The organism is Faecalibacterium faecis (assembly GCF_040096475.1).
Taxonomy (GTDB): Bacteria; Bacillota; Clostridia; order Oscillospirales; family Ruminococcaceae; genus Faecalibacterium; species Faecalibacterium taiwanense.
This window is the reverse complement of the sequence record NZ_JBBMEP010000008.1, coordinates 35,023-48,033: the sequence shown is the minus strand read 5'-3', so window position 1 is coordinate 48,033 and position 13,011 is coordinate 35,023. Positions and strand designations below refer to the sequence as shown.

Annotated in this window: 11 protein-coding genes; 4 read left to right on the top strand and 7 right to left on the bottom strand. The window is 48.7% G+C overall.

Features of this window, described 5'->3' with window-relative positions:
- Window positions 1–126: 126 nt before the first annotated feature.
- Together WMO17_RS05610 and WMO17_RS05605 are read right to left on the bottom strand one after the other, a co-directional pair.
- Window positions 127–1,272: a restriction endonuclease subunit S gene (locus tag WMO17_RS05610; protein WP_349137620.1), complete on the bottom strand. Its 1,146-nt coding sequence runs from the start codon at window positions 1,270–1,272 to the stop codon at window positions 127–129.
- A complete protein-coding gene (locus WMO17_RS05605; protein ID WP_349137651.1) occupies window positions 1,272–2,804 on the bottom strand; it encodes a type I restriction-modification system subunit M in 1,533 nt (510 codons plus the stop codon). The genes WMO17_RS05610 and WMO17_RS05605 overlap by 1 nt, the downstream gene beginning before the upstream one ends.
- A 284-nt stretch (window positions 2,805–3,088) precedes the next feature.
- On the opposite strand from WMO17_RS05605, the gene WMO17_RS05600 reads away from it, so the two are divergent.
- From WMO17_RS05600 to WMO17_RS05590, 3 genes are all read left to right on the top strand, one after another.
- Window positions 3,089–3,307, top strand: a complete 219-nt coding sequence (locus WMO17_RS05600) for a hypothetical protein (RefSeq protein ID WP_349137619.1) — start codon at window positions 3,089–3,091, stop codon at window positions 3,305–3,307.
- A gap of 455 nt (window positions 3,308–3,762) precedes the next feature.
- Window positions 3,763–4,011 (top strand): DUF6061 family protein, encoded by a 249-nt coding sequence (locus tag WMO17_RS05595; RefSeq protein ID WP_097780442.1) that lies wholly within the window; start codon window positions 3,763–3,765, stop codon window positions 4,009–4,011.
- 443 nt (window positions 4,012–4,454) lie between these two features.
- On the top strand, window positions 4,455–6,257 hold the full coding sequence (locus WMO17_RS05590) for a DUF4365 domain-containing protein (RefSeq protein WP_113991776.1): 1,803 nt from the start codon (window positions 4,455–4,457) through the stop codon (window positions 6,255–6,257).
- A gap of 54 nt (window positions 6,258–6,311) precedes the next feature.
- On the opposite strand, the gene WMO17_RS05585 is transcribed toward WMO17_RS05590, so the two are convergent.
- Window positions 6,312–6,926, bottom strand: coding sequence for a PBECR4 domain-containing protein (locus tag WMO17_RS05585; protein ID WP_242958688.1), 615 nt, complete (start codon window positions 6,924–6,926; stop codon window positions 6,312–6,314).
- A 280-nt stretch (window positions 6,927–7,206) separates the two neighbouring features.
- Between WMO17_RS05585 and WMO17_RS05580 the strand changes: the two genes are divergently transcribed.
- Window positions 7,207–7,410, top strand: coding sequence for a DUF6061 family protein (locus WMO17_RS05580; protein WP_097780445.1), 204 nt, complete (start codon window positions 7,207–7,209; stop codon window positions 7,408–7,410).
- 73 nt (window positions 7,411–7,483) lie between these two features.
- Here the strand turns inward: WMO17_RS05580 and WMO17_RS05575 are convergent, their stop codons facing one another.
- From WMO17_RS05575 to WMO17_RS05560, 4 genes are all read right to left on the bottom strand, one after another.
- On the bottom strand, window positions 7,484–9,838 hold the full coding sequence (locus WMO17_RS05575) for an ABC transporter permease (protein ID WP_154256070.1): 2,355 nt from the start codon (window positions 9,836–9,838) through the stop codon (window positions 7,484–7,486).
- The gene (locus WMO17_RS05570) at window positions 9,835–10,518 is read right to left on the bottom strand and encodes an ABC transporter ATP-binding protein (protein ID WP_097793055.1); all 684 of its coding nucleotides are present in this window, start codon (window positions 10,516–10,518) and stop codon (window positions 9,835–9,837) included. The genes WMO17_RS05575 and WMO17_RS05570 overlap by 4 nt, the downstream gene beginning before the upstream one ends.
- A gap of 101 nt (window positions 10,519–10,619) precedes the next feature.
- Window positions 10,620–11,657, bottom strand: a complete 1,038-nt coding sequence (locus WMO17_RS05565) for a sensor histidine kinase (protein WP_154256069.1) — start codon at window positions 11,655–11,657, stop codon at window positions 10,620–10,622.
- Window positions 11,658–11,666: 9 nt separating this feature from the next.
- Window positions 11,667–12,347: a response regulator transcription factor gene (locus tag WMO17_RS05560; RefSeq protein ID WP_154256068.1), complete on the bottom strand. Its 681-nt coding sequence runs from the start codon at window positions 12,345–12,347 to the stop codon at window positions 11,667–11,669.
- Between the last annotated feature and the right edge of the window lie 664 nt (window positions 12,348–13,011).

Sequence of the window (13,011 nt, the reverse complement as noted above, 5' to 3'; positions counted from 1 at the left end):
TTTGCGCAGAACTTCTTCCGTCACGGCTGCACCGTGCCACCTCCCTCAAGGAGGGAGGCTTTTGCCTTGCGGTCACGTTAAGGCTCCCTCTTTGAGGGGGCTGGCGCCGTCAGGCGACTGGGGGAGTTACCCAAAATATTCCTGCATCAGCGCCTTTTTCATCAGTTCCAGCTTTTCAAGGCTCTGCTGTACGGTCTGCTTCTGCTGGTCTACACGCTCCACAAAGGCAGCAAAGCGATTTTGGAGGGAAAGCGGCGGTACAATAACATTTAGTTCACTTAAAATTTTAAGATTGATATTTTTCTGTGCAACTTGAGGTGCTTGTTCATCCAAAATCTTTTGAAAAAATGAAAACCAGTAGTGGATGAAAAGCTCATTCGTCATGTTTCTGGAAATAAAACCAACAACACTATCTGGAAAGCACGCATCAAAAGTCAAAATACTTGTCTGTGCTATATTTGCCGCAATGGTGATGCATAGCGTCCCCTTAGGCCACATTTTGCTTTGAGCAAGTCCTTTTTCGGAATAGGTACTGTTAAACGATGTGATATATGTCTTAGCATTGGCAACTTCGCCTGTTTGAATTAACGGATATGGCCCGCCAAGTAACTCAGGAGAATTTCTTGGACGCGCTTTAGATACTCCTCGATTAAGCTCCCCTAACTCCGATAAAGGCTTTATTTCCCAATCCATAGTATTCTTTACTGGGTCTCCAAACATCTCCACAAACCTTGCCTTTACCAGCTCGTCCAGCTTGGCAAGTTGCTGCCTACGAAGAAAAATTAGCTTTGATGCCTTATCCAGCACTTTTACAATTTGCATTTGGTGTTCAAGCTCAGGGAGTTTTATATCCAGTTGACTAACCTGTTTGAGATAAATTCCTTTCTGTGCTACACCACGAGCTTCTTTTTCTAAAAACGGCCGCATATTTTGGAGTTGATACATCAGATAACGATTGTTTACAACTTCTCGCTCGGGCTTGATTACTGCAACACTTCGTTGCAAACAAATGCCCTTCAATTCTTCCGGAACAATTGCAACTCGGCCAATCGTTCCTACAATCGTCATTAGCAAATCGCCTTCGCTAACGGTTGTTCGCTTATTTTCTGCGATGTAGTCACTATGTGAAAGAAATCGTGGCGAATCCAATGTAATAAAGTCATCATCGATATTTTTAGAGCTCAGCATCAGGTACTCGCTCTGTTCAACACCCGATGGCGGGTTATGACTACCATCTGTAATCTGAATGCAAACCTCTCCCAACTTCGCCATCACACCATCTCCTCCAGCTCTGCTAGACCCTTGGTGATCTCCATTTCCAGCTCATGCAGGTCGGCAAGGATCTCCGTGGTCGAGGGATACTCCACCGGCACATACTCCGTCTCTTTGTACTTATTGATGGACAAATCGTACCCATTGGCGGCAATTTCTTCTTTGGGCACAAAGAAACTCTGCTCGGTGCGCTTGCGGTCAGTTTCGGCATCAAGGCTGTGGAACCGGGCGATGATGTCCGGGATGTCGTTTTCCTTCACCTCGGTGCGCTTGTCGTCCAGCGAGAGGCCGTCGGCTTTCATATCGTAGAACCACACCCTGTCGGTGCCGCCCGCGCCGGTCTTGGTGAACACCAGCACCGCCGTGGACACGCCTGCGTAGGGCTTGAACACGCCGGAGGGCATGGAAATGACCGCCCGCAGCTGGTGGTTTTCAATCAGTTCTTTTCGGATGCTCTGGTGCGCCTTGCTGGAACCGAACAAAACGCCGTCCGGCACGATGCAGGCGCAGCGTCCGCCGGTTTTGAGCATCCGCAGGAAGAGCGCAAGAAAAAGCAATTCTGTCTTTTTGGTGTTGGTGACGGCTTTCAGGTCGTCGTTGATGCTCTCGGCATCCACGGTGCCCTTGAACGGCGGGTTCGCAAGGCAAATGGTGTACTTGCTGCAAATGGAGTTTTGCTTCGACACGCTGTCCTTGTAGTCGATATCCGGGTTGGTGATGGAGTGGAGCATCAGGTTCATGGCCGAAATGCGCAGCATGGTGCGGTCCGTGTCAAAGCCGGTGAACATCGGGCCGGCAAAATGCTGCCACTGCTCCGGGGTCATGCTGTCCTCGTAGTGGGCGCGGAGGTACTGCGCGCTGGACACCAGAAAGCCCGCCGTACCGCAGGCGGGGTCGCAGATGAAGTCGTCCGGCGTGGGCTGCACCAGCTCCACCATCATGTCGCGGATGTGTTTGGGCGTGCGGAACTGGCCGTTCTGCCCTGCGGTTGCCAGCTTGCCCAGCATATACTCGTACAGGTCGCCCTGCATATCAAGGTCGGCAATGTCGTGGGTGTAAAGATCTTCCAGCCCGGTGATGATCTTTTGCAGCACCTGCGGCGTGGGGATCAGGAACATGGCATCGTCCATATACCGCGCAAAGGCGGTGTTGCCCTCATCCGGGCGGGTGGGGTCGTCTGCGATTTCCACCAGCTCGCCGTTTGCGTCAAAATCCGGCAGACGGCCATATTTCATCTTTTTGATGGCAGGGAACACCCGCTGCTGCATGGTCAGGAAAATTTCGCGGGAATCTTTATCCTTGAAGCGGCTCCACCGCATAGACTGTCCTGCTTCGCTGGCCGGGAAGATGTGCTCCATCTTTTCGCCCGCCATGTTCTCAAAATCTTCGGTGGCAAGCTCTTTCTCGTCCAGTGACCGGATGAACATGAGATAGGTCAGCTGTTCAATGACGGTCAGCGGATTGGTGATGCCGCCTGCCCAAATGTCCGTCCAGATTTTGTCTACCTTATTTTTAATGGCTCCTGTTACCATGCGTTCCTCCTGAATGTTTGCCAATCGCAAACGCTTTGCATCTCGAATTTTTGGTGATAATATCACAATTTTATTATAGCAGTGTACGATTATATTTTCAATGTAGAGCGTTTAGCAGACGTGCTTTCTTGATCGCAAGGCAAGAAATTAGTGGAACGTTAAAACAGCAATTTGCGATATGCAATTCAACGCTGTTGCTGTTACATGAAGAAGTTGAATTGCTATAAAACGGTAAAGTGAATTTTACCTGCTTTGCCGTTTTTTCTTTACATCTGGACTCCAACATGCTTTTGTGCTATTCAGCGATTCCATCGCGCAGCCTGCGCTCTGCTTATCAACTGATGATCTCCGGCGGTGATGTGAAGGCCGTACAGGAAACAACACCTGTGCAGGCTACCCCGGTTGAAGCAGAACCGACCATCTCCATGTCGGCACTGTTGGAGCTTCTGAAGGACGCAGACCCTGCCGTAAAAGCACAGCTCCGCCTGGCTTTGCTGACCTGAATTGCAAAAAATAGCACGAATTGCAGAGTAATTCACAGACTTACTCCATCTGACACGAAAAATGCGGACCGTGCAGAGGCCGTGCAAATGGCGTATAAAAAGAAAATCCCACGAGGAATCTTACGATTCTTCGTGGGATTTTGGTGCGCTCGAGGGAACTCGAATCCCTGGCCCTCTGATTAAAAGAATCCAAGGCGCATCATTCGTCAAATTTCAAAAGTTCGAAGAAGCGTTATTTTTATCGTATCATCGCAAAACACGCCTTTGCACACACCGCATTGTCTGCATACAGTGTAATGCTTTGCAACCGTTATCCAGATATTCAGGTGTGCAAAAAGTGTGCAAAAATGTGCAGACGGGCAAAACAAAGCCCAATGGACAAATCAATCACCGGTTTTATGGCAGGGTTTAGGACATCCGAACAGACACCGTTTGATATAGAAATGAGGTTCACCATGAACAAACTGCTTTCCTGCCGCTTCAATATGGACACCAACCGGGTGGAAGCCCGGTTCGAGGATGGCACCACTCTTGCCATCGACTGCATCGCCGTGGAGGACGAGTACGGCAGCACCCCGGCACAGCGGGCAGAGCTGGACTGGCTGCTGTATAATAAGCCCTTGGAGTACGCCCAGCTTGTGCTGGGTGGAGAGATAGAGCGTTATCTGTCGCTTGGCTGCGACCATGGCAGACTGGAAGATTGATTACTTCGAAAGGCCATTGCCATTTGAGTACCAATTGAATATACTATAAACAGGAGAGCGGACGTCACTCCGCTGGTGTGGCTGACACCTAAAATCCGATCTGATGCAAGACGTAAGGGCTTGAGGCTGGCGGGCAGCGATAAAACCCGAAAGCGATGCAGGACATAGGAGCCTGAGGTTGGCGGACAACGATAAAATCAGTCACAAGGGACATCGGACAGCACCACGGTGTTGTAGATGCCCCTTTTATTTCTGCTCAACTCGCTACCGATAGCAGACCTATTCCATTATCTTCCATAAATTCAGTTTTTGTCAAGACTATCACAATTTCAAGATTTTTCAGATGTTTTGTTAATTTTTCTGATTTTAGGTGTATAATCAGTACAAACAAGAAACTGCACTCTCATGCATATTTCTGCAATCACCTTATCTGGAGGTCTAATATGGATTCTGAAAAGATTGCTACAAATCATGTTGAACTTGCCATAAGCAAAACGGGTCACTTGGTTTCTCACATCAATTCCAATGATAAAGAGCCCTCATGGGATGGAGATGTAGAAGTCTATAAAAAGTCCGGCCACGTTCATGCAAAAGCTGACTTGATTTTAAAAGTACCTGTTCAGGTCAAAGGTCATATTAAACCAAATCTAAAGAAAAAGAGCATAAAGTATTCTATCCAATATTCTGATTTAAGAAACTATCTTTATGTTGGAGGAACCATCTTTTTTGTCGTGTATTTCGATAAGGAAGATGAGCATTATACTATATACTATGTTGGACTTCTTCCGTTCGACCTCAAAAAAATGCTCAAGGACTATAAAGGAGATTTCTCTAAATGCAAAAGCATTGAATTAAAAGTTTTTCCGACCAAAAAAGAAGATATCGATGATATCTTCCTTAATTTCGCGCATCACATGAATAGGCAACGCGCCGCTATCAATAGCGCGCTCTTATCCTTCGATTCAGACTTACCCACCAACACTATTTCTCTAGGCTATTCTACTAGTGCAGCAAAACATTACGATTTGCCCCTTGATTATTTTTTTGACCACGAAACTTACATTTATGCTGTTCTCCCTCAAAAAGTCGAACTGCCCATTGCTCATCTTGACCGTATTGAGTTATTTTCGTTTACACGAGATGCTCCTATCAGCATTGATTCTAAAGTTTATTTTGAGAGTTATACTGTCACACGTTCTAAATCATCTACGGTCATTCGTTTTGGTAAGGGAATACAGATGAGTTTCAGTACAGCGCAATCCTTGCCTACAAAATTCAATTTTACTTTATCCGGAACACTATCAGAGCGTATCAAAGATGCAGAGTTTATGGTTGCTGCCCTTTCTGCCCATCACTATGAAATCAATGGTGGAAAAATCGCTTTCAGTGAAGCTGATTGTGCCAATCTTCCTACACTTCAAAAAAAGCTTTCCTTTCTTCTAGATGTGAAAAAGACGCTAGAGGCAGTTCATGCAACAGCCGACCTCGACTGTTCTTCCCTTTCTGTCACAGACAATACTAATCTTAGCATCTTGAGAGCTGCACTAATCGACAAAGAACCAATCAAGATGTGTTCAAGCCAATCGCTTCTTCGAAGCTGCCATATTGCTAATCTAGAACTTCTTTTATGGGTTGTTCCGACTGAAGAAAATAGTGAATACCATAACATCTATGATTTTAACTATGTACCACTGATATATCGCGAGTTTGACAAAAATGATAAAGAATATCCATCCACTCACTTCGTCATGTTAAATAAAGATGCAATGTTGAAGTACTGCAATATCGACTATAACGCGCTACTTGATGCCGTTCAGCACGTTCCTTTTTCCGAAGATTATTCTCATTCGCTCAATGCACTTCTTCTTGAAATGCTTAAAGCATACGATGAAAGTAAAAATAGTCGCATTGAGCTACTATCCACTGCGACTACCCTCGCGCTTTGGATTAAGGATTCTGATCCATATACAGAGCATCCGATTGCTATTCTCAACTATCTTCAGTCCGTCAAACGCTCTCGCATATTGACTTCGACTGAACAAGCCGAAATTCTTTCTCTTATTGAAGTAGCCCAAGACAATGAGTCTATTTACGTTGGTGCATATCTACTATTAGATAATCCTGTTGCGGCTAAAATTCACTTTGATAAGCTACCTGAAGAATCACAGAAGTTCTTTGAATCTTGTCCCATCTATCATTTTATGCCAAATGGACAACCTACCATTTCTGCTCTGACAGAAGGGTAACAAGTGATGCCCACCCGCCCATGGTTTTTCCATGAGTGAGTGGGCATCGTTTTGTTAATCGAGATTTTTCGGCAAGCGGTCATACAGAACCACCGTGTCTTGCGTTTCGATATGTACACGCTCTTTCTTCAGGAGCGTTCGAGAACGTTGGTTTGCACGGTAGTCACGGCCGCTTTCTTCAAAAGCAGAACAACACAGAAAGTCACATACCGCATTGCCGGAGGGAGATTCCCGGATAATGAACACAAAGGCAGTTGGTTCGATCTGGCTGGAAATCAGGTAGTCCGCTTTGATTTTGGTCACGAACGGATAGAACTGGGGCATATAGGAAAACAAATCAAACTCCTGTTCCAGTATTTCTTTCAACCGCACCAGTGCCAGCAGACGCGGTTTCACATACTCCTGATAGAGTGTACCCTTCTTTACCTTGTCGTAGGTGATCTTGCCGGATAGAATCATATCCACTGTTTTGCGCGGGCTATACCGGGGAAGGGCAATATCTTTCAGGTAGTGGAACCCAGCAAGGTGAGGGAAGTCCTCTGGTGAAAATGTCAGCTTGATCTCGTGCAGTTCACCCTTATAGCCGTAGGTGAAAACATAGTGGTACTCAGTCAGTTCTTTCCAGACTTCTGCTGCCCGATACAAAATATCTTGCTGTTCGTCCTGCACATTTTCACCTTCCCTCAAAAAAATAGAAGCCCTGCCGAAAGGCAAGGCTCCTATTAAGCGTTTTCTTTCGATTCATCGAATCTATTCGGCTTGTGGTTATCGCTCAACCCACGGTCTGGCTCCACAATCGGCTGATACCGAACCAGTCCACTGCTTCATCGCCACCGATAGCTGGTCAATGCCGCTATCCTCTAGCTTTATTATACCACAAAAGGACGTAAGTTCAAGTGCTTAAATTTAAAAGCACTCAATCATATTATATGCTAAAGGGGTTTGGCCATTGCAATGTTTGCAAACGTCATACACCACCCTTGCCATCGACTGCATCGCCGTCGAGGATGAGTACGGCAACACTCCGGCACAGCGGGCAGAGCTGGACTGGCTGCTCTACAACAAGCCCTTGGAGTACGCTCAGCTTGTGCTGGGTGGAGGGACGGAGCATTATCTTTCCCTTGGCTGTGACCACGGCAGACCGGAAGATTAAGCCCTTATAAAGAACACGATGCCCACCGACCTATGGTTTTCGCCATAAGCTGGTGGGCATCTGTTGTTCTGGCTTATAATTCACTGATGGTTGCAGTAATGGGCTGCATGAGGATTCGCCTGACCGGGGTATATACTGCCAGCACCACAGCCGCCAGCACGACTGCGACAATCACGGCAAGACAGCCCCACGGCACCTGCCACGCTGCACCGAAATAATGGGTGATGAGCCGGGTATACAGCATCCGGTTCAGCACAAGACCCAGTGCAATGCCCACCACAAGACCAGACACCGCATAGGTGCCAGCTTCGGCAGAGATCATGCGTTTCAGCTGTGCATCATCCATCCCGATGGCACGCAGGATGCCATACTGCTTCATTCGTGCCGACACGCTCATGGAAATGCTGTTGATGATGTTCAGAATGGTGATTCCTGCAATCACGATGAGAAACGCATAGACCACCAGATGGAACGCCCAGTAGGTGCTTTGTATCATCCGATTTCCTTCGATTCGATTGGAAAAAACAACCTGCTTGTTTAACGTGTCGCTCAGCAGGGTGTGTATTTGTGCAATGGCTGCGTCTGCTGTGGTATCTTTTAGTTGAATATCGATCACCGCATAGCGGTTTTGCCCGGTCAGCTGATGGAAGGTTTCTTCGGTGCAGATAACAATCGGGGAATCGGTACTACTGAACGGGCTGTCGTTCAATACACCCACGACTGTGAGCTTTGCATCCTCCAGCTGGATGGTATCACCCACGGTCAGGGAGTTGCTTTTGTCGAATACCGTCAGCACAGGATATGTGCCATCCTCCGGCTCCTGCGGAAGGGTTCCGCCAATCAGGTCTTTTTTCGCCCAGCCAAACTGTATCGTATCGTATGAAATCAGGTCGATGGACCCCTGTTTTCCCTGATATTCCGCCGGGAGGGGGCAATACATCCGCCCGAATGCGTGTTTGACTTCCGGCAGAGCTTCCAGCTGCTCCACCAGCACCGGGTCAAGGACATTTTGCCCGGATGTTTCAGCCACCGATAAGTCCGGTGCATAGGACTGCAACGGATTCAGCGCAAATCCAACCCATCGAAGCAAAACCGAAAAGCTCAAAAACAGGAGAATGCTTAACGCAAAGGAACCTGTCATCAGAAGCAAGTTCTTTTTGGACGAGGTTGCATGACTCACGCCCAAAGAAAGCTCTGCACGACTTCCAAACAACCGAGCATGACACGGAGAATCCGCTGCATTCTCCACCGCATTCCCAGTTGCTGCTGTGATCGGAGAAGCTTTTGCCGCCCGCCGTGCCGGAGAAGATGCCGCGAACCAAACCGTGATAAGTCCCAGCGCGGAACCACAGATAATACCGACCGGGCTGATGCCAAGCACTGGTAAAGAGCTGAACTCCTCGCCGATAAATCCACGCAGAAAGGAACACAATCCCCATGTGGAAACGATTCCCAGCGCACATCCTGCTGGAACAGCAGTTTTACACCAGAAAAGAGCTTCCAGCCGGACAAGCATCCGAACCTGATTTTTTTCTGCCCCAAGACAGCGCAGCATTCCATAATAGCTGGTACGCTGAGCTACATTGCTGTTGATGCTGCCTGTGATCATAAAAATTCCGGCAAGGACGACCATGCCAGCCAACACAGCCGCTACCGCATATAAGCCTACAATATAATCGTTGTTGCTGCTTGCGTTCAACGCCATCAGGTAAGTATTTTCGGAGATTTTTTCTTCTGAAATTCCGTACTTGTTTTCGATGTTCACAATGGACTGCCGCAAATTGGTACGTGGCTTGAACTGGATGAAATACTGTGTTTCAAAGGATTCTTCTCCCTGTGCGGCAATCTGAGAAAATGTACTGCGGTTCATCACCAGCACAACAGCATCATACTGGTTCGCATCGGAGGTATCCTCATTGAAACCTGCGACAGTAAGCGAAATGGTCTGTCCATCCGGGAGCGTCAGCGGAATCGCTGTACCGACCGTGACATCCAGCCAATCCCGGATGTTTGCTGTCACGAGCACTTCGCCATCCGCCGGGGCAGTGCTACACTGCATTCCCGGAAAGATTTGAAGGATCGCATCATCTGCTCCTACCAGTGCGGCACGTTTATCTCCGGCAAAGTAGTTTTCCGTAAGGGAAGCGTTGATGTCGCTATACGCCGAAAATGCAGCAACATCCTCCTGTGCGGCAAGCTCTGCGGCTGTTTCAGGGGAGATGTCCTTTACCATGATATGCCAGTTTCCGTTTTTGTTCAGCTGGTTTGAGGTTTCCATACGAATCGCCATATCTGCCATACTGAACACCGCCGTGACCAGAAACACCGCAAGGACGATGCACAAAATCGTCATGCGGTTCTGCCGTCTGCGTACCTTGGCAGAAATCGGGATCAGGCTCAGATAGCTTTTCATTTCTGTACTTCTCATTCCCGGCACCTCCCAAAATCGGTCAGGCAGCCGTCCGATACCTGCAACACCCGGTCTGCCGTCTGCGCAATGCTGCGGTTGTGGGTGATCATCAGGATGGTCTGCTCGTATTTCCGGGATGTTTCTTTTAGCAGGGCAATGACCTCGCTGCTGTTCTGGGTGTCCAGATTGCCGGTCGGCTCATCCGCCAAAATCAGGGAAGGGCGGGTCATCAGGGCGCGGCCGATGGCTACCCGTTGCTGCTGCCCACCGGAAAGCTGGCTTGGCAGATGCTTTCGACGGTCTTTCAGATTCAGCACGGTCAGCAGCTCTTCCAGATATGCCCTGTCCGGCTTTTGGTAGTCCAGCAGCACCGGGAACAGGATGTTCTGTTCTACGGTCAGTTCCGGGATGAGGTTGAATGCCTGAAAGATAAAACCGATATTGCGGCGGCGGAAGATCGTCAGCTCCCGGTCTTTCATGGCAAAAACATCCTTGCCATCAATCAGCACCTTGCCGGAAGTCGGCGTATCCAGTCCGCCAATCAGATTGAGCAGGGTGCTTTTGCCGGAGCCGGATTCGCCAACGACCGCCACATATTCGCCTTTCGGCACTGAAAAGCTAACATCTTTCAGCGCATGGACAGCAGTTTCTCCGCTGCCGTAGGTCTTGCAGAGATGGTTGACTTCTAATAGTTCCATAGTGTATCCCTCACTTTGCAGGTTCCTTCGATTCAGACGGATTATCTCTGTCTGTGCAGAAAAGGATAACACGTCAACCTTACTGCAAGCCTACACGCAGCCTACAATTTTGTAGGAATCGGAAAATTCAGAGTAAAGGTCGTGCCCTTTCCCAGCTCGCTGTCTACTTCAATGGTGCCGTGATGGGCTTCCACAACGGCTTTTGCCAACGGAAGACCCAGCCCGATGCCCTGTGTATCCTGTGAAAAGCGGCTGCGATAAAACCGTTTGAAGATATGGTACAAATCTTCCGGGTGGATACCGCTGCCGTTGTCGCGCACTTTGATCTGAACCATGGACGGCAGTGCATTCCACTCTACCTGAATCGTATCTCCGCTCTTTGTGTGGTCAAGGGCATTCTTTACAAGATTGTCCACAGCTTCCTGCATCCAGTCACGGTCGCACCAAAGTGTAACCGCCTCTGAGCCGGACAGAACAAGCTTTTTCTGTTCCTGCTCTGCACGATAGCTATACTGCCGCGCGATATCCTGCACCATTTCAGCAACATTTTCGTTTTTCTTCTCCAAGACGACCGAACCGGCATCCAGCCGGGTGATTTTGAGCAGATTCTGCACCAGCGTTTCGATGCGGTCCAACTCCTGTTCGGACAGGTCTGCAAACTCTTTGACCTCCGACGGCGAAACAGCTTCGTCCTGAAGCAGACCGTTGTAGATATTCAACGCCGCCAGCGGTGTTTTGAGCTGGTGCGAAATATCTGCAATGGTATTTTTCAAAAAACGCTTCTCCCGTTGCTCGTTGTCTGCGTGTGCGCTCAGAACTGCCGCCAATGCATTAACGGAGTGAAACAGACGGTAAAGTTCTCCCTCCCGGTCGCAGCCCAGTCGTGCATCCGGGTTGCCATCCAGACAGCTTTGGATTTGCTGGACTGCCTGTTCCAGAAGCGCGCTCTGCCTTTGGAAATAGCGAAAAAGCACACCCCAGAGACAGCCGCCCAGCAGAAGAAAAACCAACAGTAACACGAAAGAAAACACATGCGTCGTATGCCATACGATGCCCTGCGTGAGAGCCAATGCCACCGCCCAGACCGCCAGCACGGCTTGGAACAAATTTCGGATCTCCTGGTTTGCGAATACTTTCATACGGCACCTTTACCCATTCCATTTATAGCCCATGCCGCGGACAGTCAGCAACATCTGCGGTTTGCCGGGGTCGTCCTCGATCTTCATCCGCAGCCGCCGGATGTACACTGTTAAGGCACTGCTGTCAATGTAATCCCCATCGCAGTCCCACAGTGCATCCAGAATTTGTTCCTTGGATAGCACGGCATTCGGATGCTGCATAAAGAAGCAGAGCAGCTTGTACTCTGCGCCGGTCAGTTCCAGCAATGCTCCGTTTTTGTATGTCTGCCCCTGCAACAGCCGAACGGTGATGCTGCCCGATTCCAGTACGGGTTCTCCTGCGCTGGACGCATTTGCACGGCGAAGCAGTGCATTGACCCGCGACAACAGGACACCCAGCTTGAACGGCTTGGTCAGGTAATCATCCCCGCCCAGTTCCAGTCCCATGATGATATTCATTTCCTCATCCGAAGCGGTCAGGAACAGAATCGGCACGTTGGATGTGCGCCGCACCTTCTGGCAGAAATCGAAGCCAGAGCCATCCGGCAGAGAAACATCCAGCACCAGCAGGTCATATTTTCTGTCTGACCACAGCACCTCGGCTTCTGCCAGCGTCCGGGCTGTATCCAGTGCAAAGCCCTGTTTCTTGAATGCAAAAGTCAGCCCACTGATCAGGCTCAGATCATCTTCCAAAAGGAACAGTTTTCTCATGATTCCCTCTCTTTTCCGCGTTTTGTGTGTCCTACAGGTTCAAAAGCATTATAAGTTTTTTCTGCGAACATTACAATGTGCGAAACGGAAATTGTTTCTTGCCGTGTGTTAAATATAAGTCCTACTATCACTGCTTTACTGCAATAAAATTTGCAAAACCATCTTGACGTGCCTTGCAATCCATGATACCCTTTATCGCAAATCCCACCAATTTTGTAGAAAAGTACAGAGCGGCGAGGATTTATTCCCCATGAAGATTTTTACCGTCCCGCAACACACCCGATTCATTTTGCCGCCGATTCACCCGACAAAATCCATCGCTGCGCTGCGTGGGCGGTATTTTTCTTTTTCACAAATAAAATCTTATGTAGTTGTTCAATCTTCCAAAATTTGTTTTTAGTTGTTGACTGTACAACCGTAAAGTGTTATTCTTGTGCTTGAAAGAAGCAGGTTGTAGTGTCCGCACTGCGTCCGGCTTTCTTCATACTGTACCTTGAATCTTACATAAGCCGTCTGAACGAGATACTGCGCCATGACCTCACGCTTTCTGTGGGCGAGCCGGACAACGCCGCTGCAAAACAGGGGCAGGAACTGCGTTCGGTGTGAACGGTGACCATGAGCAGGGGCTTTGCCTTTTCACACGTTTTGTTCTGCAAAATTTTCA

What these genes read in the sequence shown, in the direction of transcription:
- WMO17_RS05575 (WP_154256070.1), bottom strand. Translation starts at nt 9,838, where the DNA reads ATGAGAAGTACAGAAATGAAAAGCTATCTGAGCCTGATCCCGATTTCT.
- WMO17_RS05590 (WP_113991776.1), top strand. Translation starts at nt 4,455, where the DNA reads ATGGATTCTGAAAAGATTGCTACAAATCATGTTGAACTTGCCATAAGC.
- WMO17_RS05600 (WP_349137619.1), top strand. Translation starts at nt 3,089, where the DNA reads ATGCTTTTGTGCTATTCAGCGATTCCATCGCGCAGCCTGCGCTCTGCT.
- WMO17_RS05570 (WP_097793055.1), bottom strand. Translation starts at nt 10,518, where the DNA reads ATGGAACTATTAGAAGTCAACCATCTCTGCAAGACCTACGGCAGCGGA.
- WMO17_RS05610 (WP_349137620.1), bottom strand. Translation starts at nt 1,272, where the DNA reads ATGGCGAAGTTGGGAGAGGTTTGCATTCAGATTACAGATGGTAGTCAT.
- WMO17_RS05595 (WP_097780442.1), top strand. Translation starts at nt 3,763, where the DNA reads ATGAACAAACTGCTTTCCTGCCGCTTCAATATGGACACCAACCGGGTG.
- WMO17_RS05605 (WP_349137651.1), bottom strand. Translation starts at nt 2,804, where the DNA reads ATGGTAACAGGAGCCATTAAAAATAAGGTAGACAAAATCTGGACGGAC.
- WMO17_RS05565 (WP_154256069.1), bottom strand. Translation starts at nt 11,657, where the DNA reads ATGAAAGTATTCGCAAACCAGGAGATCCGAAATTTGTTCCAAGCCGTG.
- WMO17_RS05560 (WP_154256068.1), bottom strand. Translation starts at nt 12,347, where the DNA reads ATGAGAAAACTGTTCCTTTTGGAAGATGATCTGAGCCTGATCAGTGGG.